The sequence below is a fragment of the Prochlorococcus marinus CUG1415 genome, from assembly GCF_017696015.1.
GTDB classification, from domain to species: domain Bacteria; phylum Cyanobacteriota; class Cyanobacteriia; order PCC-6307; family Cyanobiaceae; genus Prochlorococcus_A; species Prochlorococcus_A marinus_AE.
Genome location: NZ_JAAORL010000002.1, coordinates 51471 through 71441, shown reverse-complemented (window position 1 = coordinate 71441; position 19971 = coordinate 51471). Strand labels below are relative to the sequence as shown.

Annotated in this window: 32 protein-coding genes and 2 pseudogenes; 19 read left to right on the top strand and 15 right to left on the bottom strand. The window is 28.9% G+C overall.

Annotated elements, in window-relative coordinates; genetic code table 11:
• Nucleotide 1: 1 nt before the first annotated feature.
• Entirely contained in the window at nucleotides 2-451 is a 450-nt protein-coding gene (locus tag HA143_RS09845) for a type IV pilin protein (RefSeq protein ID WP_209084806.1), read from the bottom strand.
• Nucleotides 452-556: 105 nt separating this feature from the next.
• Between HA143_RS09845 and HA143_RS06575 the strand changes: the two genes are divergently transcribed.
• The 3 genes from HA143_RS06575 to HA143_RS06565 all read left to right on the top strand — a co-directional run bounded on the left by HA143_RS06575 (nucleotide 557) and on the right by HA143_RS06565 (nucleotide 1921).
• Nucleotides 557-790, top strand: a complete 234-nt coding sequence (locus tag HA143_RS06575; RefSeq protein WP_209084798.1) for a DUF6447 family protein — start codon at nucleotides 557-559, stop codon at nucleotides 788-790.
• Between the two features lie 344 nt (nucleotides 791-1134).
• The gene (locus HA143_RS06570; RefSeq protein ID WP_209084796.1) at nucleotides 1135-1314 is read left to right on the top strand and encodes a hypothetical protein; all 180 of its coding nucleotides are present in this window, start codon (nucleotides 1135-1137) and stop codon (nucleotides 1312-1314) included.
• A gap of 4 nt (nucleotides 1315-1318) precedes the next feature.
• Nucleotides 1319-1921, top strand: coding sequence for a YSC84-related protein (locus HA143_RS06565; protein WP_209084794.1), 603 nt, complete (start codon nucleotides 1319-1321; stop codon nucleotides 1919-1921).
• A 68-nt stretch (nucleotides 1922-1989) separates the two neighbouring features.
• Here the strand turns inward: HA143_RS06565 and HA143_RS06560 are convergent, their stop codons facing one another.
• Nucleotides 1990-2151, bottom strand: a complete 162-nt coding sequence (locus HA143_RS06560) for a hypothetical protein (protein ID WP_209086668.1) — start codon at nucleotides 2149-2151, stop codon at nucleotides 1990-1992.
• Between the two features lie 141 nt (nucleotides 2152-2292).
• On the opposite strand from HA143_RS06560, the gene HA143_RS06555 reads away from it, so the two are divergent.
• On the top strand, nucleotides 2293-2592 hold the full coding sequence (locus HA143_RS06555) for a cytochrome B (RefSeq protein WP_209084792.1): 300 nt from the start codon (nucleotides 2293-2295) through the stop codon (nucleotides 2590-2592).
• A 787-nt stretch (nucleotides 2593-3379) separates the two neighbouring features.
• Here the strand turns inward: HA143_RS06555 and HA143_RS06550 are convergent.
• The 4 genes and pseudogenes from HA143_RS06550 to HA143_RS06535 form a co-directional block, all read right to left on the bottom strand.
• Nucleotides 3380-3559, bottom strand: coding sequence for a hypothetical protein (locus HA143_RS06550; protein ID WP_209084790.1), 180 nt, complete (start codon nucleotides 3557-3559; stop codon nucleotides 3380-3382).
• 1 nt (nucleotide 3560) lies between these two features.
• A pseudogene (locus HA143_RS06545) lies at nucleotides 3561-3671 on the bottom strand (chlorophyll a/b-binding protein); the annotation flags it as partial.
• Between the two features lie 53 nt (nucleotides 3672-3724).
• Nucleotides 3725-3985, bottom strand: a complete 261-nt coding sequence (locus HA143_RS06540; RefSeq protein ID WP_209084788.1) for a chlorophyll a/b-binding protein — start codon at nucleotides 3983-3985, stop codon at nucleotides 3725-3727.
• On the bottom strand, nucleotides 3985-4191 hold the full coding sequence (locus HA143_RS06535) for a high light inducible protein (protein WP_011376777.1): 207 nt from the start codon (nucleotides 4189-4191) through the stop codon (nucleotides 3985-3987). The genes HA143_RS06540 and HA143_RS06535 overlap by 1 nt, the downstream gene beginning before the upstream one ends.
• Nucleotides 4192-4495: 304 nt before the next feature.
• Here HA143_RS06535 and HA143_RS06530 point away from each other — a divergent pair, with 304 nt between their 5' ends.
• Nucleotides 4496-4624: a high light inducible protein gene (locus HA143_RS06530; protein ID WP_011863249.1), complete on the top strand. Its 129-nt coding sequence runs from the start codon at nucleotides 4496-4498 to the stop codon at nucleotides 4622-4624.
• Nucleotides 4625-4696: 72 nt separating this feature from the next.
• On the opposite strand, the gene HA143_RS06525 is transcribed toward HA143_RS06530, so the two are convergent.
• The 5 genes from HA143_RS06525 to HA143_RS06505 all read right to left on the bottom strand — a co-directional run bounded on the left by HA143_RS06525 (nucleotide 4697) and on the right by HA143_RS06505 (nucleotide 6814).
• Nucleotides 4697-5434, bottom strand: coding sequence for a type 1 glutamine amidotransferase (locus HA143_RS06525; protein ID WP_209084786.1), 738 nt, complete (start codon nucleotides 5432-5434; stop codon nucleotides 4697-4699).
• Nucleotides 5431-5760, bottom strand: coding sequence for a heat-labile enterotoxin alpha chain (locus HA143_RS06520; RefSeq protein WP_245210906.1), 330 nt, complete (start codon nucleotides 5758-5760; stop codon nucleotides 5431-5433). Before HA143_RS06520 ends, HA143_RS06525 begins: the two co-directional genes overlap by 4 nt.
• Nucleotides 5741-6031, bottom strand: coding sequence for an inward rectifier potassium channel (locus HA143_RS06515; RefSeq protein ID WP_209084784.1), 291 nt, complete (start codon nucleotides 6029-6031; stop codon nucleotides 5741-5743). Before HA143_RS06515 ends, HA143_RS06520 begins: the two co-directional genes overlap by 20 nt.
• Before the next feature lie 113 nt (nucleotides 6032-6144).
• Entirely contained in the window at nucleotides 6145-6282 is a 138-nt protein-coding gene (locus HA143_RS06510; protein ID WP_209084781.1) for a hypothetical protein, read from the bottom strand.
• Nucleotides 6283-6544: 262 nt separating this feature from the next.
• The gene (locus tag HA143_RS06505; RefSeq protein WP_209084779.1) at nucleotides 6545-6814 is read right to left on the bottom strand and encodes a DUF1651 domain-containing protein; all 270 of its coding nucleotides are present in this window, start codon (nucleotides 6812-6814) and stop codon (nucleotides 6545-6547) included.
• 150 nt (nucleotides 6815-6964) lie between these two features.
• Here HA143_RS06505 and HA143_RS06500 point away from each other — a divergent pair, with 150 nt between their 5' ends.
• The 3 genes from HA143_RS06500 to HA143_RS06490 all read left to right on the top strand — a co-directional run bounded on the left by HA143_RS06500 (nucleotide 6965) and on the right by HA143_RS06490 (nucleotide 7858).
• Nucleotides 6965-7147, top strand: a complete 183-nt coding sequence (locus HA143_RS06500) for a hypothetical protein (RefSeq protein WP_011863245.1) — start codon at nucleotides 6965-6967, stop codon at nucleotides 7145-7147.
• 73 nt (nucleotides 7148-7220) lie between these two features.
• Nucleotides 7221-7382, top strand: a complete 162-nt coding sequence (locus HA143_RS06495; protein WP_179852273.1) for a hypothetical protein — start codon at nucleotides 7221-7223, stop codon at nucleotides 7380-7382.
• 53 nt (nucleotides 7383-7435) lie between these two features.
• Nucleotides 7436-7858, top strand: a complete 423-nt coding sequence (locus tag HA143_RS06490; protein ID WP_209084771.1) for a cupin domain-containing protein — start codon at nucleotides 7436-7438, stop codon at nucleotides 7856-7858.
• A gap of 44 nt (nucleotides 7859-7902) precedes the next feature.
• On the opposite strand, the gene HA143_RS06485 is transcribed toward HA143_RS06490, so the two are convergent.
• Complete coding sequence (locus tag HA143_RS06485) at nucleotides 7903-9606, bottom strand: protein adenylyltransferase SelO family protein (RefSeq protein WP_209084769.1); 1704 nt, start codon at nucleotides 9604-9606, stop codon at nucleotides 7903-7905.
• 404 nt (nucleotides 9607-10010) lie between these two features.
• A complete protein-coding gene (locus HA143_RS06480; protein WP_209084767.1) occupies nucleotides 10011-11354 on the bottom strand; it encodes a sodium-dependent transporter in 1344 nt (447 codons plus the stop codon).
• A gap of 432 nt (nucleotides 11355-11786) precedes the next feature.
• Here HA143_RS06480 and HA143_RS06475 point away from each other — a divergent pair, with 432 nt between their 5' ends.
• The 3 genes from HA143_RS06475 (at nucleotide 11787) to HA143_RS06465 (ending at nucleotide 14205) form a co-directional block, all read left to right on the top strand.
• On the top strand, nucleotides 11787-12086 hold the full coding sequence (locus HA143_RS06475) for a hypothetical protein (protein WP_209084765.1): 300 nt from the start codon (nucleotides 11787-11789) through the stop codon (nucleotides 12084-12086).
• Nucleotides 12087-12165: 79 nt separating this feature from the next.
• Nucleotides 12166-12522: a hypothetical protein gene (locus HA143_RS06470; RefSeq protein WP_209084763.1), complete on the top strand. Its 357-nt coding sequence runs from the start codon at nucleotides 12166-12168 to the stop codon at nucleotides 12520-12522.
• A gap of 378 nt (nucleotides 12523-12900) precedes the next feature.
• Nucleotides 12901-14205 (top strand): NRAMP family divalent metal transporter, encoded by a 1305-nt coding sequence (locus tag HA143_RS06465; protein WP_209084760.1) that lies wholly within the window; start codon nucleotides 12901-12903, stop codon nucleotides 14203-14205.
• Nucleotides 14206-14957: 752 nt separating this feature from the next.
• Here the strand turns inward: HA143_RS06465 and HA143_RS06460 are convergent.
• Nucleotides 14958-15323, bottom strand: coding sequence for a hypothetical protein (locus HA143_RS06460; RefSeq protein ID WP_209084758.1), 366 nt, complete (start codon nucleotides 15321-15323; stop codon nucleotides 14958-14960).
• Nucleotides 15324-15556: 233 nt separating this feature from the next.
• Between HA143_RS06460 and psbF the strand changes: the two are divergent.
• The 5 genes and pseudogenes from psbF (at nucleotide 15557) to HA143_RS06435 (ending at nucleotide 17985) form a co-directional block, all read left to right on the top strand.
• Nucleotides 15557-15854: pseudogene (psbF, locus tag HA143_RS06455) on the top strand (cytochrome b559 subunit beta, long form).
• A 788-nt stretch (nucleotides 15855-16642) separates the two neighbouring features.
• Complete coding sequence (locus HA143_RS06450) at nucleotides 16643-17056, top strand: hypothetical protein (protein WP_209084750.1); 414 nt, start codon at nucleotides 16643-16645, stop codon at nucleotides 17054-17056.
• 208 nt (nucleotides 17057-17264) lie between these two features.
• Nucleotides 17265-17540 carry a DUF3764 family protein gene (locus HA143_RS06445; RefSeq protein ID WP_209084747.1) on the top strand — a complete coding sequence of 92 codons (276 nt, stop codon included), beginning with the start codon at nucleotides 17265-17267 and terminating at the stop codon, nucleotides 17538-17540.
• Nucleotides 17537-17767, top strand: a complete 231-nt coding sequence (locus tag HA143_RS06440) for a hypothetical protein (RefSeq protein ID WP_209084745.1) — start codon at nucleotides 17537-17539, stop codon at nucleotides 17765-17767. The genes HA143_RS06445 and HA143_RS06440 overlap by 4 nt, the downstream gene beginning before the upstream one ends.
• A 2-nt stretch (nucleotides 17768-17769) precedes the next feature.
• The gene (locus tag HA143_RS06435; RefSeq protein WP_209084743.1) at nucleotides 17770-17985 is read left to right on the top strand and encodes a DUF2839 family protein; all 216 of its coding nucleotides are present in this window, start codon (nucleotides 17770-17772) and stop codon (nucleotides 17983-17985) included.
• 348 nt (nucleotides 17986-18333) lie between these two features.
• Here the strand turns inward: HA143_RS06435 and HA143_RS09840 are convergent, their stop codons facing one another.
• Nucleotides 18334-18465 carry a hypothetical protein gene (locus HA143_RS09840; RefSeq protein ID WP_257469949.1) on the bottom strand — a complete coding sequence of 44 codons (132 nt, stop codon included), beginning with the start codon at nucleotides 18463-18465 and terminating at the stop codon, nucleotides 18334-18336.
• 225 nt (nucleotides 18466-18690) lie between these two features.
• Here HA143_RS09840 and HA143_RS06430 point away from each other — a divergent pair, with 225 nt between their 5' ends.
• The 3 genes from HA143_RS06430 (at nucleotide 18691) to HA143_RS06420 (ending at nucleotide 19904) form a co-directional block, all read left to right on the top strand.
• Nucleotides 18691-18966 carry a hypothetical protein gene (locus HA143_RS06430; protein WP_209084740.1) on the top strand — a complete coding sequence of 92 codons (276 nt, stop codon included), beginning with the start codon at nucleotides 18691-18693 and terminating at the stop codon, nucleotides 18964-18966.
• Nucleotides 18967-19249: 283 nt separating this feature from the next.
• Nucleotides 19250-19420: a hypothetical protein gene (locus HA143_RS06425; RefSeq protein WP_209084738.1), complete on the top strand. Its 171-nt coding sequence runs from the start codon at nucleotides 19250-19252 to the stop codon at nucleotides 19418-19420.
• 193 nt (nucleotides 19421-19613) lie between these two features.
• Nucleotides 19614-19904, top strand: a complete 291-nt coding sequence (locus HA143_RS06420; protein ID WP_209084736.1) for a hypothetical protein — start codon at nucleotides 19614-19616, stop codon at nucleotides 19902-19904.
• Nucleotides 19905-19971 lie beyond the last annotated feature (67 nt).

Sequence of the window (19971 nt, the reverse complement as noted above, 5' to 3'; positions counted from 1 at the left end):
ATTAATCCCACTTTAATTGTCCTTTCACAGTTCTTTCTCCGGTACTTAAATTTATCCATAGCTCTCCATTTTTATTTTTACCTTTTACTTTTCTTACCCCTAATCTATGAGGTCCTAAAGGTCCAATACAGTTCCCAAGTTTAGTTGGAGGTATCGATCCATCTTTTCTTGGAATGTAATCATATTGTTGGTAAAATGTATAAAAGCCATTTCTTCTAACAGTTCCCATATCTAGCTTGAAAGTTGGAACTTTTTCATCACTAATGATATCTATTTGACATTCTTTAAAAGATTGCAAAAGACTAGTCCTAACAACTCTATCTGCAGTCTTTTCAATAACAGTTAAGAAAGATGGTATAGCAATTATTGAAAGTATTCCCAATACTCCTATTACTATTACTAATTCTATTAATGTGAAACCATTATTTTTTTCTATTTTATGACAATGCATTAATTAAAAAGCTCTTTAATTTGAATAGAAATTTGCAGATTTAATGACATTATTAACTCAATTCAAATTAGTTATAATAATCTTTAGAAAAATACTAACTAAATAATGACAGATTCTGGAGCTACTGAACAAAAAAGAAAATTGAAATTTGAAGGTTCAGATTATTATATGGATTCATTGCCTGAATCAGTTAAACAATTAGTAGCAGGGATTAACGCTGCAGATTTACAAACCAAAATGTATCAAGACACATTAAAATTAATAGCTGTAGGTAAATCAAAATTAGTAGAAGAATTAAAAAAGGGTTTAGAAGATATAGATCCTATAAATACTAATTAATTTTTTGTTTCTTCTTTTTCCAACATTTCTTTAATTGTCTAAAATTCTGAGAATTATTTACACAAATTAGTTTTTTATTTAAGTATTCGATTTTCATTATTTTAATTTTTTCAAAATCTTCCTTTTTATATTTTTTATTTTCTTCTGAGAATATAGGATCAAAAAGACTGAATATCAGCATGGATACAAGAAATAACTTCATAAAGTTTAAATTTAAGTTATTCTAATTTATCAAGTTTTTATTTATAAATCTAATGTTGAATTTTTAAAGTTTTTATCTAGGAAGCCCTTTCTTATTTTCTAAAAATAAGATAAAAGTGGGTTAATAATTTCTTTAATATTTAATGCTTAAAAAAGCCTCAAGTTTTGACGATTTTTTAGTCGCAACGATTTTGGCAGATCTTTTTGACCCTTCAGGTTCAGATGATTTTGATTTTGTATCAAGAAAGATTGTTGATGGTTTGGATGCTCAAGGAATGATTAAAAGCCATTACTTTGATAATGAAGAAGGGTTAGCGGCCTAAATTTATGAAACTATTTAATATACTGGCTTCAGTCATTTTTTATTCAATCTTTTGCTTTTCTCATCAACCTATAAAGGCTAATCCTAAATTATATTTTTCTAATACAAATGATTTATTATTAATAGGATGGAAAATCAAAAAAAATTCAGATTTAGAAAGAAAAGCTAATTTTAAAACAATAGATGCTTTAAAAAAATTCAAGAAAATAAAAAGATTAAAACCATATTTTAAAGAAGCTGTGGGATATGCGGTCTTTCCTAATGTGGGTAAAGTTGGTATTGGGATAGGAGGAGCCAGAGGAAATGGTGAGGTATTTGAAAAGCACAAGGTTATCGGTTCTGCTAGTTTGACTCAACTTTCTATTGGGTTTCAGTTAGGGGCTCAAGCTTTTAGCCAAATAATCTTTTTTCAAAACAAAAGCGATCTAAATAGATTTACTAAAGGTAATTTTGAATTTGATGCATCAGCTAGCGCAGCATTGATTACAGGAGGAGCAAATGCTTCTGCAGACTATAGTAATGGGGCAGCAGTTTTCACATTTTCTAAGGGTGGCTTAATGTATGAAGCAAGTATTGGAGGGCAAAAGTTTTCTTATCAAAGCTATTAAAACTAGCTATCTTTTTGAAAGATCTAATATAATCATCATTCTAAAAAAGATAATCAATAAATTAACTATTATTTCTCAAAGGTACTTTCAATATCTTTTAATAAATGTTTAGTTGATCTACTAAAACCATTAGTTTTTAAATAGTTTTGAGCCTCTCTAAATTTTTCAGCTACTCTTTTTGCATAAGGAGTATTCATGGAATTTTGAGTCATGTTGAAAATGCGACTCATTTTATAATCTGATTTAGGTAACCCCTTGATAAGTATTCAAAAATACAAGAATATAAAAATAGGATTTTTTACTTACTAAGAAATTTATTGTGAAAAGTTCTTGATTCTCAAATAAAGTTTTTCAAATTAGAAAAATTGACAATGACAAATATATTATTAATTCTTTTTTTTCTTATTGTTTTTTTAGTAGTTTTATTTCTCTCGTTTTTTTATTCAAAGCGAAAAAAATTTTTAGACAGAAAAACAACAATTAGTCCTACTTATGTACCTTTCTTAAAAGAACAAGAATTTAATCCTGACATAAGTACTGATAATTGGGATTTACACAAACTTAGATTAGATAAATTTAAAAGATCACAATATAAGGGATTAACTTTCTTCGTAAGTTCAGAAAATAAAATTTACTATCTTTCTGAAGAAGGGGATAAGGTTTATTGCTAACAGGTGAAATTAATTTTATAAATAAGAAAAGCCGATAGAAATTAATAATATTAATGAAGTATTTATTTTTATTATCAGAAAAGTTCTACAGGATTATTCAATGGGAGTGGAATACCTTAAAAAATCTAAGAAGAACAAAAAGAAAGAATTATTTTTTAAGAGGATCATTTGCTTTATTTAGTTTATTCTCTATTCTTTTTTTAATATTTTCGCCTCCTATTACTTTCGGAATATTATTTGGAGAGGGATTAAAATTTAGTATTTTTTTTATTTGGATATGGATTTTAAATTTAAAGTTTTTTTGAAAATGTATAATTTACTTCCCAAGGTTATTTAAAATTAATAATAAAAAAAAACTTATGCCAAAAATATTCAAACAAAATAAGTTCGCTTTGTTGGGAGCAAATATATTAATAATTTTACTTTGGGTAACTATATCTTCCTTTTTGATGAATTTATTTCAAAGTGAAAATGCCCCATTTTATATGTATAAAATTTCTTTTTTAATAAGATTCCTCCCTCCTATTTGGGTTACATGGTTCCTTTGGATAAAAAGAGGTGGTTTAAAAAGATAAATTACAAAAGCATTTTTACGGATTTACTATAAAAACAAATCAGTTAAGATCTGAAAGCTTACTTGAAATTTTCATGTAAGAATTAGGTAATTGAGAGATTGTTTTTAGCTAAGAAACAATCTCTTTTTTTACAAATATTTTTACTCATAAAAAAGTGTTTGTCAGTATCCCTATTGACAAACACTCATGACGATCATTTTTTTAAATTAAAATTAAACAGGCAATCTATTATCAATTTCTATTACTCTAGAATCCATAAGACGGCCGATCTTAATAACTAAAGCCATATCTAACCTTGAAAATTCAGATTGATGGTTAGTTATCCAATCAAGTTCAGAAAGAGTTATAACTCCCAAAGTATTTACTTTAAGAAAAAGTAAGCCTAAATTCATTTTAAAAAATTCCTGGGATTATCCAGCCGAATAAGCCATAATTTACAACTAATGCAAATAAGCCCATCATTGCCATTCTTCCATTAGTTCTCTCGGCGTTTTGCCAATAAGTTGGTTTTGAATTTTCCATTTTTCTGATTTGTAGAAATGTTAAATAGTAGGTTTTTAAACGAAACCAGGAATTATTTGACCTGTTGTTAGGTATGCTCCAACAGCAGCAATTAATCCAAGCATTGCGAATCTGCCGTTAAGAGTTTCAGCAACAACTTTTTCTTTTTCGATTATTTTGACTTTTGTGTTTGTGTTTTTCATTTGATTAGAAGATGAATAGTTTAAATTTTCGTTTTGGAATTGCTTGGTTAAATAAGCAACGAGGATGGCTGTAAAGAATACAATTACGGCTAAGAAACCTGTAAGTGGACTCATTAAAAAATGCCAGGAATAATTTGTCCGGTTGAAACGTAAGCACCTACTAAGGCAACAAGGCCAATCATTGCCCAACGACCGTTAACTTTTTCTGCATTTTGTGGGTAGCTGTCGTAAGAAACAGACTCATCTATGTAAGGACGTGTCTCAGTAGGAAACATGTTCTGCCTGCCGCCTGATTCAGTAGTAACGTTTGAATTAGCCATTGAAGTTGTATAATTGTTAATTAATGTAACACTACTATTAACAAATGTAAAGTATTAAGCCGAAATTAAGTTGTATTGAAGATATTTATTACATTATTGTAGCATAGACGTTACATATTTTGTTGAATAGTTGTTTTCTGGGCTCGCTACGCTTTACAGATTGGTTCGCAAGATTTTAAGAGTTCAATGCGGTTTTTAATTATTAATTTATAAATCTTTAGAAAGATATCAATTTGGTAGAAAAAACTACATCATTCTGAAATTTGAATAATTAGTTTTTAGATATAAACTATTTCACTTTATTATGGAATTCGCAAAAAAAATCATGACCGAAAAAGCTGAAAAGCTTAATGGTAAAGCCGCAATGCTTGGAATGTTTGCTCTTGTAGGAGCTTATTATTTTACTGGTCAAATTCTTCCAGGAATTTTCTAGTAAAAATCCTTTTTAAATTTTTTTCAGGGCTTTATCAAGCCCTTTTTTACTGGATGATTAATTATTCCCTTTTTAATTATCTAATAATTCAAATAATCTACTTATTAGAAGCTTTCTTTTTAAAAAAGTTTTATCAATATATTTTTTATTCTCTTCTTTTAAAATTTCCTGACCATTTGATCCTAATCCCTCAAGGACAAACTCTTTATCTTCTTTAATCCAGTTATTTATCATTCTCCCCGTCGTCTCTATATGGAATTGTAATCCGTAAGCAAAATTACCAATCCTAAAAAACTGTTCCTTACAACGCGCACTACTAGCAATGAGTACTGCTTTATCAGGTAATAAAATCCTATCTCCATGCCAATGCAGTACATGAAAAGGTTCTTCAAACAGTGCTTTAAAGTCTTTATTTGATTTATTAGTAAAAATTTGAGACCATCCAATTTCTGGTAATGCTTTTGGAGGTGATCCACATTTAAGAATTTCTACATCTCCTCCAGCCGCATTCGCAAGCAACTGAGCACCTAAGCAAACACCGATTATAGGTCTCTCATTTTCTAATTCTTTTTTTATAAAATCTCTTTCTAACTTAAGCCATGGATATCTTTCGCTTCCAATATCTTTAACTCCCATTGGCCCACCCATAATTAAAATTAAGTCACCTTTTTTTGTTTGCGGTAGAGCATTTTTGTTATCTAAACGAATAATTTCTATTTTTAAATCTCTTTCTTTAGCAAATTGTTCAAAAAGACCTGGCCCTTCTATTTCTAAATGCTGAAGAACTAATAGGCGTCTTATTCCCTTCATTCACTTTCCATTATTTCAGCTGATTCAGAACAGACATTAACGCTAAACCACTTCATTGCCGACCAAGTATCTTCTTGGTAAGTACCTGCTGCAATACTTACAAAACAATCATTTTCATACCAACTTCGATAACTGGGAGTTACTCGCGTTCCTTTTAAACTATTTTCTAAGCCTTTTCCATATTTTTTAATAACAAGATTTAAAGCTTCATTCTCAATTTCTCTTTGCTTTTCATCAGCAAAACCTCCTAGTGGAATAAAAAAAAGAATTGATGCAATAAGTAAACGTATCATTGAGTCTTTTGGTTTATATGTAGTTAATTTCATATCGATTAATTAATTTTTTAAAGTCATCAACTCTTTTTTGTCCATTCTTTAATGGTCTTGAGGAGTCAAGAACGGCTGCACAACATAATTGCCAACAAGAATTTTCATCTAGTCCTAATTTCTTACATATATTTTTTGGAGCTTTTATGACTGTATTTATTTCTGCAATATGTTGAGTAGTTTCCCATAATTCTCCTTCTAGAAAGTCAATTTCAATACTTGATAATAATTCTGTAGCAACGTAATCCTTAATTAGCTCAGTTAATTCCACGATAATTTATTAAAGCAGAGAAGTTAAATCATCTCTTAGTATTTGTATAGCAAGATAAAAAAAAAGGAGCTAGTTTCTACCTCATCTTGAAACTCCTATCGATAATTAAGAAACTACATCATTTCGTATTGATCAAGTTTGGTTTTTAATTTTGTTGCTTGTTTAATTAATGAAAAAGATTCTTTTCTGCCAGTTGAATTATTAGCCTGGACTATAAGATCGGCGTATTTCTTTGCGATTTTTTTTTCCATGATTTAAGTTATATAAATACCGTTTTTGAATCTTGAATCTAGCGAGTCAAAACTAGAAGTAGATAAGGAGTCAACGGTTAAAACCTCAGAGTCAACAAATTGGAACGGGTTAACTCGTGTTCTTAATTTATAATCAATTAATAAAAAAGCAGTTGGTATCTACGATTACATTGTTTTCAAACCCTGATTTAATTTGTAGTTGTACATGAATAGGATTGAAAGTTTTCAAATAAACAAAAATACTTTTTATTGGAGGGATCCCTTATCCGTAATTGTGCGATACTTCTGTCCATCCTTTTCGGTGAAGTTCGTGCCACTTTTTCCAAGCTGAATTTATGTTGAGTTTTTCAGAGGATTTGTACCCTCCTGGTTCTCCAAGGTGATTTGTGTAGAAAAGATGAGTATGAATTTTTAAATTAGGTTTAGGAGAATTTTTGCATTCTTCGAAAAAGATCATTCTGCTGCCTTCGGGATTTAGTAGACATCCGTTGGGTTTGCTAGTGCTACAACCAAATGAGTACTTAGGCTCCATAATTTATCTTATAATCGGCTAGTTAATTATTGATACGTTTGTACTATAAATTATATCCTCCCTGTTTTGCTGTCAATCCTTTTAAGGTTAAGTACTTATTTACTAATAATTATTTTGTTTTTTAATAAATAAGATAATTTCTTTAAGCTTATGAATTACAGGGAAGATCTAGAAATCAAACTACAAAAAGTAACACTTGCAATGCAGGAAGTTGTAGATGATATCCACAAAACTGATCCTGAGAAGCAAAGAATAATTTCTAAACTTATTGAATTTAAAGAAGCAATTATTTCAAAGGGAATTGAACTTAATATTGAATTAGAGGCAGCCTAGAAAAATTCCAAATCTCATGAATGTTTAATAACTTTTAGAATAATGTTATTAACAATGAAGGGTTATTTATCAAATGCAGCCTGGTACTTTTGAATTATTGATCCTAGTATTTATCTTTTTAGGTCTTCAAGCCTGGTGGATTATCCCAATAGTTATTAAAAATAATAAATTAAATAAGAGAGGTAAGGATTTAAGAGAGGAAATTAAGCAATTAGAAAAGTTATATAAGAAATAAATTAGTTTATTATTTGTGCAAACTACCTATTATTAGTGAAACTTAAATATCTAATGCAAATAAAAACATTTATTCCATTTTGTTTCCTTTTTATTGGGACTTTAGCTTTGCCACAACCTTCTCTTGCTGAAGAAAAGATTGAAGTTATACCTATTATTCAAAGTTCAAAAGGACTTAGTGGTAAAAATTTTAATTATCTCGAGGGTAAGCCTGAATTAAGACTCTTAAAAGTCAAGATTCCAGTTGGCTTGAAAACTCCAATTCATACTCATCCTTCCCCAATGTTGATTCATGTCACCAGAGGAAGATTAAAACATGTTAGGGGTGAAGAAATTAATTTCTTTAAAGCGGGTGATGCATTTATAGAGAGTAATAATGGGGGCACCCACTATGTGAAAAATGTTGGAAAGAAGGCGGCCATACTTCATGTGGGAGTTGTATCAGTAGTTGGAATGCCTACGGCCATAAATGAATAAAATTTTCTCTAAGTTATTCAATCTGCATTTTTAGGATTTACCTTTTACGAAGAACAACTGTAATGAGATACTCCTCCATAGTTAAAATACTGGCTTGGCTTTAGTCGATTATATTTTTGATCTATTTCTGCGGGTTGTTCTACATATGGATTGCTAAAGATATCCTGTAACTCTTTTATTTTCTTATAATTTCCCTTTTCAGCTTCTTCATATGCAGGAACGACCATCCATTCGCGCCAAGTATAGACTGGATTAAGGGATTTCATTGATGCCGATTTTGCTTTAATATTTCCCTCTTTCTTCAACACTGTTTGCCAGTTTTCAAGCCATACTTCCCACCTATTATTGAGCTCGTCATTAATTGGTAAATAGAAACAATCTTTTAAAGAATCTAAGTTATCAGGGATTTCAGAGAGTTTACGGAACAAAATTGTATAGTCTGCTTTTGAAATAACCATGAGATTAAAAAATTCATTTATTAGAGTTTCGTTGTAATGTTCTAAACCAAGCTTGTTTGCCCACATTTTCATCAATTCCTTATTCATTAATTCAGAAAAGTCTTTTTCGATTTGATCTAACTTTTCTTGATCTTGTTTCCTTTGTGAAATTAACGGACTAAGAGAGGAACAGAATGTTTTAAAGTTGATTGCCGCTGCAGAAGGCTGGTTAAAAAATGAGAAATGTTCACCTCCACCTGTCCATGGTTGAAATCTTGGATCAAATAATTCACAGAATCCAAAGGGGCCATAATCCAAGGTATAACCTCCAGCAGCACAATTATCACTATTGAAATTACCCTGGCAATAACCAACTCTCATCCAGTTGGCTATAAGTGATATAAGTCTTGATCTGTATAAAGAAGCCAGTTTTATTACTTTACTTTGAATCGAAATCTCATATTCAATTTCATCTTTATAATTTCTATCAATTAGATGTTGAACTATCATCTTTAGTTCATTGAGGGCCTCATCATGCGCATTATCGCGAACTCTTCTTGCAAAAAGTTCAATCTGGCCTACACGTAAAAAAGATGGAGCGACTCTCGTAGTAATTGCTGCTTGATTATCAATCATGATATCAGGTTCAAAATATCTGGACCCTTTGGAATACCACGGTCTTCTAACTATTTCTGAACGTGAGACATAAAGTGTTAAAGATCTTGAGGTAGGGATTCCCAAGGCATCCATTAATTCCTGTGCGAGAAATTCTCGAACGCTAGACCTTAAGACAGCTCTACCATCTGCTCCACGACAGTAGGGAGTTGGACCTCCTCCTTTAAGTTGCATTTCCATTCTTTTACCATTGAATAAACCTTCAAAAACAGAAATTGCTCTGCCATCGCCATAACCATTGCCAGTGCCATAGGGACATTGTTGGGTATATTCAGTCCCGTAAATAGATAATGCATAACCTGTTGCCCAACCAACAGAACTCATTGGATAATTAGCAACAGAAATATCACCTGAGAAAAAACGACAAAAATTCTGGTCTTTAGTAAGATTTGAGCTTAGCCTTAGTTCTTTAAAAAGTTTGTTGCTATGGGAAATATATTCTGGTTCTGGAATAGCAGTTGGAACAACTGGTACGTAATGACCTGAATATACTGAACGCGGCTTATGATCATTTCCATCTTTTGTTGATTGAGGATCTGCTTTAAGAGAATTCATAAAAGAATAGTCAGATAGTTGAGAAAATTCGGAAAAATTTTCTGTAAGCTTTCCTTTTAATGAATCAGATTTGGTTGACATCAAATTTGTTATCTATTCTTTTAGGCGCTCTAATTCCTTTAAATTAAACACCTAAATTTATTTTATATAGATTCTATTAGGGATGGTTTTTGCCGATACGTTTGAGATTTAATATGAGTTAAATTTTAATACTTCATTAAAAAAAGGTTCCGCAGTAAAACATTTTCTTGAGAAAAATATTTAGACTTTGGTAATAAAACAAAGCACTTAGTCTTCATATCAATTTTTTAATTAATAACCATTGCAAATACTTAATTATTGACTAATATTTTTTTGAGTTTGATCAAAAATAATGCGAAAAAGTTAAACTATTTTATCTTTTTTAGACTTGCACCCCTCCCCCTATTTCCGCACTATATCGCAGTAAATTTATTCAATTATATAAATTATAATTTTATTTATTTTTAACTTACCCAGCCTTTAAGCAAATCAAAAACACTAATAAATAGTCCAAAACCAATAATTGGGGGAGCAACCCATCTTGTCATGAATTTCAAGTAACGTGTCGTTTTGATTCCGACTTTTGAGTCACTAAGTTCTTCATTGAACTTTCCTGGGACGACCCATCCCATAAAGAAGGTTACCAAGAATCCACCAAAGATAAGCAATACTCCTCCAAAAATCGAATCAACTGTTCCAAGAATGTTTAAGTTCAAGGCAGAAGGAATGCCTGCTAAGAATAGGAATAGAGTTATCAACCAAACCGATTTTTCTCTTCTAAAACCAAATTTATCCATTAAAGATGCAACTGGAACTTCCAATAATGAAACAGAGGAAGTTATAGCTGCAATATAGGCTAGTGCAAAAAATGCAACAGCTACAATTCTTCCTGCTGCACCATATGAACCTAGGCCTGTTGGAATTGATATGAATAAAGCACCAACTACGGATTCAGAAATAGCGTCACTTAAACCGAATGTTAAAACTATTGGGAAAGTTATCAATCCAGCCATTAGTCCAACCAAAGTATCTAATGATGCCACTCCAACACTTAGTTTTGGAAGATTACTTTTTTTATTTAGATACGAGGCGTAAGTAACCATAATTCCAATGCCTAAACTTAATGAAAAGAATGCTTGTGTAAAAGCGTTTCTTATTGTTTGAGGATTTCTTAATTCATTAAAATCAAACTTAAGTAGAAATGTTTTATATCCTTCCCATGCCCCTGAAAGTGAAGAAGCCCAAATAGCAAGAATTACAATAATTATAAAAAGGATTGGCATGAAATATCTAGTAACCTTTTCTATCCCTCTTTTTACTCCTGATGAAACTATTATGGCTGTAAGTACAAGACTTAATAGGTGCCCCAACAAAACACTGCTACCACTACTAATAGAGCCAAAGAAGGTTTCTGCTTCAGTTAAATTCTTTGGTAATCCAAAAAATAAAGAATGGAACAAGGTGTCGGCTGTCCAGCCCATTATCACTGAATAATATGATGCTATACCCAAAGGAGCTATAAAGAACAAGATCCCTAATGGATACCAATTTTTCCCAGCCAGCTTAACAGGTGCAAGTAATGTACTTGTCATTGCATTTCTACCTAAAGCCATTTCAGCAACAAATACCGGAATACATACAATTAAAACGATCAATATGTATAAAAGTACAAAAGCTGCACCTCCACCTTGAGAGGCTCTGTAGGCAAAACCCCAAAGGTTTCCGAGACCAACTGCGCTACCAGCAGCAGCTAAAATGAATCCCAGCTTACTAGTCCATTGTTCTCTTTGAGAAATTTTTGAGTCCAAAATTAAAATCGATTTTTATAGTTGATTTATAACTCATAAATAAAAATTAGTTAATAGCTTGCTTAATAAAAACTAATTTTTCTTAAAATTGCTTCTTGGAAAAGATTTAGAATTAAAAAACTCTTAATTATTTTTATGGTTATTGAAACGACTATTCTGGATTTTCAACTAAGTAATACCTTTGAGGAGTATGAATCACGTATGAATGAATAGAAAGAGAAAGCGATGTTTAGAGATTTGGGACTTAAAACAATTTATATTGGTAAATAATTAGATAATTCTCAAAGAGCAACTGTAATTTTTCAATGACCACAAAATGTTTTATATGATTTTTTTAGGAATTCCTAAACAAAAACTATTCTTGAGGATTCAGGAAATATTTGTTATAGCAAAAAATAACTCGCTGGATTTCTTGAAAAAATAAACTTTTTTATGAATTATCAACTTTTAATTGAATCATATTCGTTTGGAATAGCCCTTTCTGATCAAGAAATAGAACTCTTAAGTCTGGAACTTGAAACTCAAGTCATGAACATTAATATATCAACAGATTTTGATTGTTTTAAATCAGCTCCCTCCCATATTTGTGAAGGGCTTAATTTAAAAAAAGATACTTATTGGATTATGTGTCTTGCTGAAATATTAGATTTACATAAATCAACCAAATTAGGGAAAACAAAAAGTGTGGAGGTTTTCGATTTACTTCTTGAAAAAGGACTTGTTATCGGTTAATTATCCAGTTATGTGATTATTAAAAAAATTAGTTGATTTTTCTTTATGCTGATAGGATCAATTTAAGACATAAAAAGAAATGGCAGAATCTGTTGGATTGATATTGGAAAATCTTATTAAGCTAACTAGATCAAGTGAAAAGAAATTTAAGCGAGGAAATTTTAAAGGAGCTATAGAAGACAAAATCAAGGCTAATGAAATATTGAAATCTAAATCTTGTGATGAAAAAATTATTGAAAAATATAGAGAAGAATTATCTAGTTTGTATTCCTCAAAATTCGATCTTATATTCGATCATAAGCTGAAAATTGATGAAATAAAGAGAAATGAAATAGTAAAAATGTTGGAACAAAAAAGCAAAGAAAAATTAAAGAATCTTGACTATAAAGGCGCGATAAAAGCTTTGAGGAGGTCAGAAAAATATTTATCAAATTAAGAACAACCTAAATCACAATGCATTTTAGAGATTTTAAGAAGTTTTGCTTATTGTGTTTTTTTTAACTCAATTTATAGTTGAAATACTTAATTAATAATTTATGCAAAAACAAAATAATAGGAACCTCAGAAAGGTTGATAAAAAGAAATTAGATATTCTAGATAGGTTTTTGAGGATCTTATGGAAAAAAGAGGTTGAATATAAAATAAATATCTGATAAAAGCATATTTGAAGGAGGTGTTATATGAAATTCCAAATAGGATCCCTAATTATACTTTTTATTTTTAACTCATAATCTGATATTGCACTAAAAAAAAGAATATTAAAAAATAAATATAGAAGGGCTAAAAAAGTAAATTAAATTATTTAATTAAAACAATGAATTTAACAAAAAGAATACAAAAAAGTTTAGGTCCAGGGATTTTACTAGCGGGAGCAGCTATTGGGGGTTCACATTTGTTGTCATCAACGACGGCTGGTGCGAGGTTTGGATTTTCATTGGTAGGCCTAATCCTTCTTACTAATCTTTTAAAATATCCATTTTTGTTGGTTGGGACTAGATTTACAGCCTCTACTGGTAAATCATTATTAGAAGGTTTCAAAGAGAGGAATTCTTATTATCTTCCTTTATTTTTAATAGTTAGTTTAATTACAGGTACTTTCACAATAGCTGCTGTAAGTTTTGTTTCTGGCGTTCTATTAACTAATATCCCCTTTTTCTCTACTTTCCCCCCGATGGACTTGTCTATAGGAATTCTGGGTGTCTCTGGAATGATTTTAATTCTTGGTAAATATAAAGCACTTGATAGAATTTCGAAATTTTTAGTAGCTCTGCTAACCTTTTTAACATTATTTGCAGTCTTATCACTTTTATTCAAAGGTTCAATAAATGAGTCTCTAAATATGAGTTTTGTTGAACCAGAAATAAGCCCATGGAAGTTAACAAACTTAGCTTTTTTGATCCCTCTAATGGGATGGATGCCTTGCCCAGTAGAGTTATGTGTTTGGCCTTCTTTATGGATGTTTTCTCGAGCAAAAGATTCAAAATATACACCAAACATCAGAGAAGCAGAATTTGATTTTAATCTCGGTTACGCAATAACTGTTGTTACAGCTATTTTCTTCCTTATGCTTGGAGCAATAACTATGTATGGCACTGGAGATGGAATGCTTTCTGGGAGTGGAGTCTCCTTTGCTCAAAAGTTAATACTCCTCTACACTAAATCCATTGGTGATTGGTCTAAATGGATCATTATCCCTGCAGCATTTGCCGCAATGTTTAGTACTACAATTACTTGCCTAGATGCATATCCAAGAAGTATTTCTGCTATTCAAGGTTTATTGAGGGGTACTGATTTTGGACACATGGATTCCAAGGCAGAGAGAAATAGATTTCAACAGTGGATGATTTTGCATATCTTTGCATCCTTAATAGCTTTGCTTATTGCGAGGTCAGGCGGTATTGGAGTAAAAGATTTTGTATTTGCAGCAATGACTGGAAGTTTCCTTACCGCACCTTTATTTGCATGGATGGCAATGGATACTATAAATAGCAAATTAGTGCCAATTAAAAATAGATATGGATTGTTTCTAAAAACAATATGTTGGATAGGATTGATTTTCTTAATTTTATTTAGTTTATTGTTTATTGCAAATTCATTTTTTGGTATTGGAATTGGTTAATTGTAAATAATCAAAAAACTTTTATCTAAGAGAATTTTTTGATACTAATTAAATTTATTAATTTGAACATAAAAATAATTAAAGGGTTGATTTTTCTGCAGCATTCGTTTCTCTAGAAATATATTATTTTTAGTACTAATTATGGTTATGCCCCAATCTACTTTGGAAAGTTTATTATTTTTTCTGATACTATCTCTAGTAGCAACATACATTGTAAATTTAAAATATTCTTCAAAGTTAAAACCACAAAAGTAGATTTTATATTTACCTTTTTTCCTAAATTAATCATTTGTATTTTTATAATATAAATTTAAAAAGTTGTATATCTACATTTAGATATATTTACTTATTGTTTTTCACTTTCTAGGATGAAGTTCAAGAGAAGTAATAGATTTGCCAATTATGGATGAATTTTTATAATTAAGAAATTTAGATAAATATGGAAATTAAATAAACATTTTATACATCAAATTGATTTATTTATTTCAATTAAAGATTCAAAAATAGGATATAGTTTTTCTAATTTGTTTTTAAGTAATTGGAAAACTTTAGTTATTATGAATATCTAAATTCAATTTCATTGCATCCACCAGTGATGATAATAACTACATTAGTTTTCTTTTATATAAGAAGAAAAATTTTATTGAAGGGTAAAAAGCATTAGCAATTTATTTGATACCTGTATTTTTTAAAGAGTCGAAAATTATATAAATAAAGCAAATTATGAAAACAATTACATATATCGATTCCATTTAACTGGCCGTTGTAATAGAGCTACTTAGTCCATATGATAGAAATATAAAGCTTGCAAATGTTACACCTATCATCACAGTTGTATAGAGTTTATTTAGTGTCAAATTATTACTTGATGAAAAATCGGCTAAGACTAAATTTTTCATTGAATATTTTTCCCTACTTTTAAAATTGTTGCTGTTAACTAAATTGCCTAAAATAGGTTCTGTTGAGACATTGATTTCTTGATTGATAAAAGAATTTAAACCTTTATCTTCATTAAATAATTTTGGAAACATATAAGTATGCCATAACGCTATTACTGCCACCCAAAAAACAACGCTTACTCCTGCTATTCCAAAAAGCAAGAATCTAAAAGTATTCATAACAATTTTTTTTAATTTTCTTAGTTAAATTTAATCTACATCAAACTAAACATCCAAATATCTAGATTTAAAAAATATACTTTAAAAAAATCAATTAATCATAATTAATTGTGATTAATGATTAAAAATAATGTTATTAAGTGTTTTTGGATAAATATAAGTTAATGATTTAATAAATTATTAATTTCAAAAAGGAAAAATAATTATCAGATTTATTATTACTTTTTAAAAAAATGGATTTCAGAGTTGTACTTGTTATTTCACCAATAATATTTGCATGGATATTTACAGTTTTTTGGTTAGGTAGATGGGATGTATTTAGATTAACACCACTAGGATTACCGAAGAATGGATTAGCTCCTTTCAAAAACTATCAAGTCTGGGAAGATTCTGCAATAGTTCCTGATACTGGCAGACCAGCAGAAGGGTATCCAGTATTTACTGTAAGAACTGCAGCTGTAAACGCTTTAGGAATTCCGACTGTTTTTTTTTCTAGGAGCTATTTTAGCAATGCAGTTTAAATCTTATTAATAAGTAACTGAAATGGATATAAGATTCTTTATTGTAGGAACCCCCTTCGCTTTAGCCTTTTTCTATACCTTATTTTGGCTTAGGAAATGGGGTGCTTTCAATTTACCTAATGATAATTTGCAAAAAAAAAAAGACTCTTGAAAATTAATTTATAAATCAATATTATATTTTAGAAAATATCTTTTTAACAAAAAATTAATCCAAATTTATCAATTTTAAATTTATAAATTGTCATGATTCCAATAGAACAGTATTTATTCTTTGCAGTTTCTCTTTATGCTTTTTTTCATCTTTCAATAAGCATAGTAAGCACATTAATTAGATTTTCCTAATTTATAATCAAATAAAAAATTAAACACTTTTTTGTATAATATTAATCTTTCTAAATTAATAAAATTATTATATAAATATATAAGTAGATATTAGGGCAATCTACTAGCCGCTAGCTTTGATAAGTACGGTTTGTAATGAGAACCTCCCTTTAACCTCATTTTCTTTTTTTTGCAATCTTAGAAAATGAGGTTTAAGTATTCTTGTAGAAGTAAAAATATTAAATCAAAACCCCATATTAAAAATTATTCATGCTTGTGTATATTATTTACTTTAAAAAAAATAGTTTTTTATTTATAAATAATATGTAGATATTTGGCGCATCTGCAACGGTTTACAATCCGTCTATATGAACCTAGCCAACGAAAATATTCTTAACTACATTTTAGTTATTTTGGTAGTTAGGAATATTTTTATTTAAATTCAAATTTTGATGTTTTTACTTATTGGATAAATAAATGTTTAACAAACAAGAAACAGAATATACTTTAGAAAATATTTATAAAGATTTAGAATCCGGATTGCCAGAGAATAAATCTATAAAAGATTATGCCCTTCCTAATGCAAGGCAATGGTTAGGAGGTAGATTTTTTGCAGTATGGGTCTTGCCTATTTATTTTATTAGAAAAATCGCAAAGTTTTCTACCTCATCTGCCTTAATTAAACCATATTCTCCTTCTGAAAATAGTCCATCTTATAAGCAGCCAGAAACTCTATTTACTTCTTTGCGTAAAGTGTTCAAGGGTGAAGATCATCTAAGATTTTTTGATCATAGATTTATTGGTATTTGGGTATTGCCATTCGCATTGACTGGGATAGTTTTTGAAATCCTATTAATAGCTCCTATTAATAACACTGCACCTTTTAATTAATTAAGTATTTAATAAAATCTATTTTTTGTGGTTTATAAGACTTTCAATTGCCACTATATATCTTTTAGAGGCCCATAGAAACTTACTTCAATAAAAGATTGTGATAATATTGCTATCTCATACTTTTTGTTTTCTTAAAATTAGATTGTTCTAATAATTGATAATTTTTTACATGCCTTTTAGAATAAAAAAAATTTCTTCTTCTTTTATGTCTAGAAGCATAACAAATGTAATTTCTTTTAAGATTGAAAGTACATTTGAAGAATGGTTTGAAATTTTTGACAGTAAAGAAGCAGATAGAAGACACTCTGAGTTTGATATTAAGCAAATTTTTAGAGGATTCAGTAAAGATGATATCAAAAAATTTATTTGCATAAATCAGGTTCGAAAGGGAAATATTCAGAAGTTTATTCAAGCAAATATTGAATCGATTAGACCTCACAAAGTTGATTTCTTAACGATGGAAGAATTAACTTGGATATGATTCGTTTTAGGATTTCTATAATAATTATAGTTTTTTCTTTAGTATCTTATTTAAGCGTAACTTTTTTAAGAAATTATAATTCTCCAGAAAATATAGAAAAAAGATGTATTCTTAAATTTGAAAAAGATTTTAAAAATCCTTTAGAAACATCTAGTAAAGAATGGGGTCTAATTTTAGATTTAGCAGATAATAATTATTTAAAATGTATGGGGTTACCTCAGTATTAATTATGGGAGAAGCAAAGAGAAGAAAAAATTTAGGAATTCCCGCTAGAGAGAAAACTGAAGATATAAAGGTGCCTCAAATCGATAAAAAAGCCATACAACAAAAAGTTAGGTCTACGCTTTATCAATATCCTATTATCCCTTTTCTTTTTTATGGAGTTGCAATAGTAATCTTAATCAGCGTTTTATTTTATATTTACAAATACTATAAGATTGCCTAATTATTATGATTGCTAAATTTAATAATAAACTCTCTATTGATTGGCATTATTTATCCTTATTAGTAATCATTAATTAAAAAGTTTTTTAAGGATAATAAAGTGAAAAAAAAAACAACTGTAAATGATAAAAAATAATATATATAACTTATTTACGATTGACATAATCTTATGTTGTTGTAATTTTGGATTAAATTAAAAATTTTTATGAAAAAAATAAATAAAAAATATGCTGAAATAATGAGTCAGGCTGATAATGCAGTTGGAAGAAAAGAAGTAGTTAGTTTATTAAAAAAAGCTGCAATGCTCATGTCAAAATCTGAGGAAAACGTAGCTGCTTAAGTTAGAAAACTATTTTATAAGAAAAAATAAAACTCCATAAAGAATAATAGATGAAGAGGCAGCCATAAAAACTAATGGCAATATCATTCCTGAGTTCAACCATCTTAAAAATCTTATTTTTTTGTTAATTACTCTTGTCATTGTTTTCCATATTTCTTATTTAAAACTTAACAAGTTAATAAAAGGTGTAAATGATTAATTCATCTTTTTAAATATGGATCTCTCGCAATTTTAAATATTAAATTTTCTACAGAAAAAGATTTTAATTTCATCCTGATTTTTTATTATAAAAAACTTTTAGGTAATTAATACCTTGTATTTTAAAAATTTTTTAAGCAAGATTTATAAATATAAGATTTCATAATTATGATTGATAATTTCAAGGAGAGCTCTAATTATATTAGAGATTATAATTCCGAATTGTTACTTAAGATTCTTAATAAGACCTCCATCAAAGAAAAAAATAGTGACGATAAAGAATTATTTGTTGATGAAAATTGGAAAATTAATTCAAAAAATATTAATAATATAAAATCTTCCGATAATTCAAATTTAAAAAGAATATTATTAGAAATTTTTCCAGATAAAAAAATATCGATTCAGGATAATAATGATGGTTCTCAAACAATTCTATTATCTTAATCTAGCTAATATTAGAAGATTCTTTTAAAAATAGGATATTAAAATTTTTATGAAACTCATGATTTTATATAATTAAATTTTAGGATTTTTTAATTTAATCCCTGATTTAAAGAAATAATTTTTCATTCATTCACTATTTATTTTTTAGAAAAAAAAATTAGTAAAAATTACTCTCGCATTAATTTTTTGGAGGTGTTATTCTTCATTAACGTTCATCCAAGTTATATCATTGGACGCATGACATGGGAATAGGGAACGGGATTTTCATTAACTGCAAAAGACCATGAATAACCTCTTACAAATAAGAGAAAAAATCAACCGAGCCAATAGGCTTTATGAAGCCAAACTTTTGGCAACTAAAAATGGAGAAGTAATTCCATATAGAAGATCAGTCTTTGAAGAAAGAATCAGGCATGCACAAAAAGAAATTAGATTAAAAGAATCTAAAAATTAAATTCTTATTTGTAACTGATCAAAAAAAGAGGTTTTCAAACCTCTTTTTTTTTTATATATACTAATAAAGTATTTTTTTAATAATTTCTTTTCCCGATTCTCGATTATTAAAGATCATAATTTTAATGTTTTGTACTATTGCATTCAAATATCTAAATGGCAAATTTAATTAAGGAATTAATATGTAAATAACCATGTTTAAAGAGAAATCTAAACAATTTAAAGTCTCACCTAATCAATCAAAGTTAGATCAGGTTTTATGGTTTATAGAAAATTATTTGCCCCAGAAGAAAAATCGAGTTGTTCAAAAAAAAATGTTAATGCATAATCTAGAGACTGAGACTATTAAAAAATTCTCAAATTTAGCTTCTCATCGTTCTAAAACATTATTCCCAAGTAAAAATAATACGACATTATCTTTTACCTTTGGTAATTGGGCCTTACCTTACTTTAAATTGCTTAAGAAAGTAGGAATAGCTAAATAAGAAAATTGTGATGGACTAGTTGAAGACTTTCCACCTGATAATTTGATAAAGATTAGTAAATTTCACT

Bases quoted from the DNA above. Each gene is read 5' to 3' on its own strand.
- HA143_RS09845 (WP_209084806.1), bottom strand. From the start codon at position 451: ATGCATTGTCATAAAATAGAAAAAAATAATGGTTTCACATTAATAGAA.
- HA143_RS06575 (WP_209084798.1), top strand. From the start codon at position 557: ATGACAGATTCTGGAGCTACTGAACAAAAAAGAAAATTGAAATTTGAA.
- HA143_RS06570 (WP_209084796.1), top strand. From the start codon at position 1,135: ATGCTTAAAAAAGCCTCAAGTTTTGACGATTTTTTAGTCGCAACGATT.
- HA143_RS06565 (WP_209084794.1), top strand. From the start codon at position 1,319: ATGAAACTATTTAATATACTGGCTTCAGTCATTTTTTATTCAATCTTT.
- HA143_RS06560 (WP_209086668.1), bottom strand. From the start codon at position 2,151: ATGAGTCGCATTTTCAACATGACTCAAAATTCCATGAATACTCCTTAT.
- HA143_RS06555 (WP_209084792.1), top strand. From the start codon at position 2,293: ATGACAAATATATTATTAATTCTTTTTTTTCTTATTGTTTTTTTAGTA.
- HA143_RS06550 (WP_209084790.1), bottom strand. From the start codon at position 3,559: ATGAATTTAGGCTTACTTTTTCTTAAAGTAAATACTTTGGGAGTTATA.
- HA143_RS06540 (WP_209084788.1), bottom strand. From the start codon at position 3,985: ATGAGTCCACTTACAGGTTTCTTAGCCGTAATTGTATTCTTTACAGCC.
- HA143_RS06535 (WP_011376777.1), bottom strand. From the start codon at position 4,191: ATGGCTAATTCAAACGTTACTACTGAATCAGGCGGCAGGCAGAACATG.
- HA143_RS06530 (WP_011863249.1), top strand. From the start codon at position 4,496: ATGGAATTCGCAAAAAAAATCATGACCGAAAAAGCTGAAAAGCTTAAT.
- HA143_RS06525 (WP_209084786.1), bottom strand. From the start codon at position 5,434: ATGAAGGGAATAAGACGCCTATTAGTTCTTCAGCATTTAGAAATAGAA.
- HA143_RS06520 (WP_245210906.1), bottom strand. From the start codon at position 5,760: ATGAAATTAACTACATATAAACCAAAAGACTCAATGATACGTTTACTT.
- HA143_RS06510 (WP_209084781.1), bottom strand. From the start codon at position 6,282: ATGGAAAAAAAAATCGCAAAGAAATACGCCGATCTTATAGTCCAGGCT.
- HA143_RS06505 (WP_209084779.1), bottom strand. From the start codon at position 6,814: ATGGAGCCTAAGTACTCATTTGGTTGTAGCACTAGCAAACCCAACGGA.
- HA143_RS06500 (WP_011863245.1), top strand. From the start codon at position 6,965: ATGAATTACAGGGAAGATCTAGAAATCAAACTACAAAAAGTAACACTT.
- HA143_RS06495 (WP_179852273.1), top strand. From the start codon at position 7,221: ATGCAGCCTGGTACTTTTGAATTATTGATCCTAGTATTTATCTTTTTA.
- HA143_RS06490 (WP_209084771.1), top strand. From the start codon at position 7,436: ATGCAAATAAAAACATTTATTCCATTTTGTTTCCTTTTTATTGGGACT.
- HA143_RS06485 (WP_209084769.1), bottom strand. From the start codon at position 9,606: ATGTCAACCAAATCTGATTCATTAAAAGGAAAGCTTACAGAAAATTTT.
- HA143_RS06475 (WP_209084765.1), top strand. From the start codon at position 11,787: ATGAATTATCAACTTTTAATTGAATCATATTCGTTTGGAATAGCCCTT.
- HA143_RS06470 (WP_209084763.1), top strand. From the start codon at position 12,166: ATGGCAGAATCTGTTGGATTGATATTGGAAAATCTTATTAAGCTAACT.
- HA143_RS06465 (WP_209084760.1), top strand. From the start codon at position 12,901: ATGAATTTAACAAAAAGAATACAAAAAAGTTTAGGTCCAGGGATTTTA.
- HA143_RS06460 (WP_209084758.1), bottom strand. From the start codon at position 15,323: ATGAATACTTTTAGATTCTTGCTTTTTGGAATAGCAGGAGTAAGCGTT.
- HA143_RS06450 (WP_209084750.1), top strand. From the start codon at position 16,643: ATGTTTAACAAACAAGAAACAGAATATACTTTAGAAAATATTTATAAA.
- HA143_RS06445 (WP_209084747.1), top strand. From the start codon at position 17,265: ATGTCTAGAAGCATAACAAATGTAATTTCTTTTAAGATTGAAAGTACA.
- HA143_RS06440 (WP_209084745.1), top strand. From the start codon at position 17,537: ATGATTCGTTTTAGGATTTCTATAATAATTATAGTTTTTTCTTTAGTA.
- HA143_RS06435 (WP_209084743.1), top strand. From the start codon at position 17,770: ATGGGAGAAGCAAAGAGAAGAAAAAATTTAGGAATTCCCGCTAGAGAG.
- HA143_RS09840 (WP_257469949.1), bottom strand. From the start codon at position 18,465: ATGACAAGAGTAATTAACAAAAAAATAAGATTTTTAAGATGGTTGAAC.
- HA143_RS06430 (WP_209084740.1), top strand. From the start codon at position 18,691: ATGATTGATAATTTCAAGGAGAGCTCTAATTATATTAGAGATTATAAT.
- HA143_RS06425 (WP_209084738.1), top strand. From the start codon at position 19,250: ATGAATAACCTCTTACAAATAAGAGAAAAAATCAACCGAGCCAATAGG.
- HA143_RS06420 (WP_209084736.1), top strand. From the start codon at position 19,614: ATGTTTAAAGAGAAATCTAAACAATTTAAAGTCTCACCTAATCAATCA.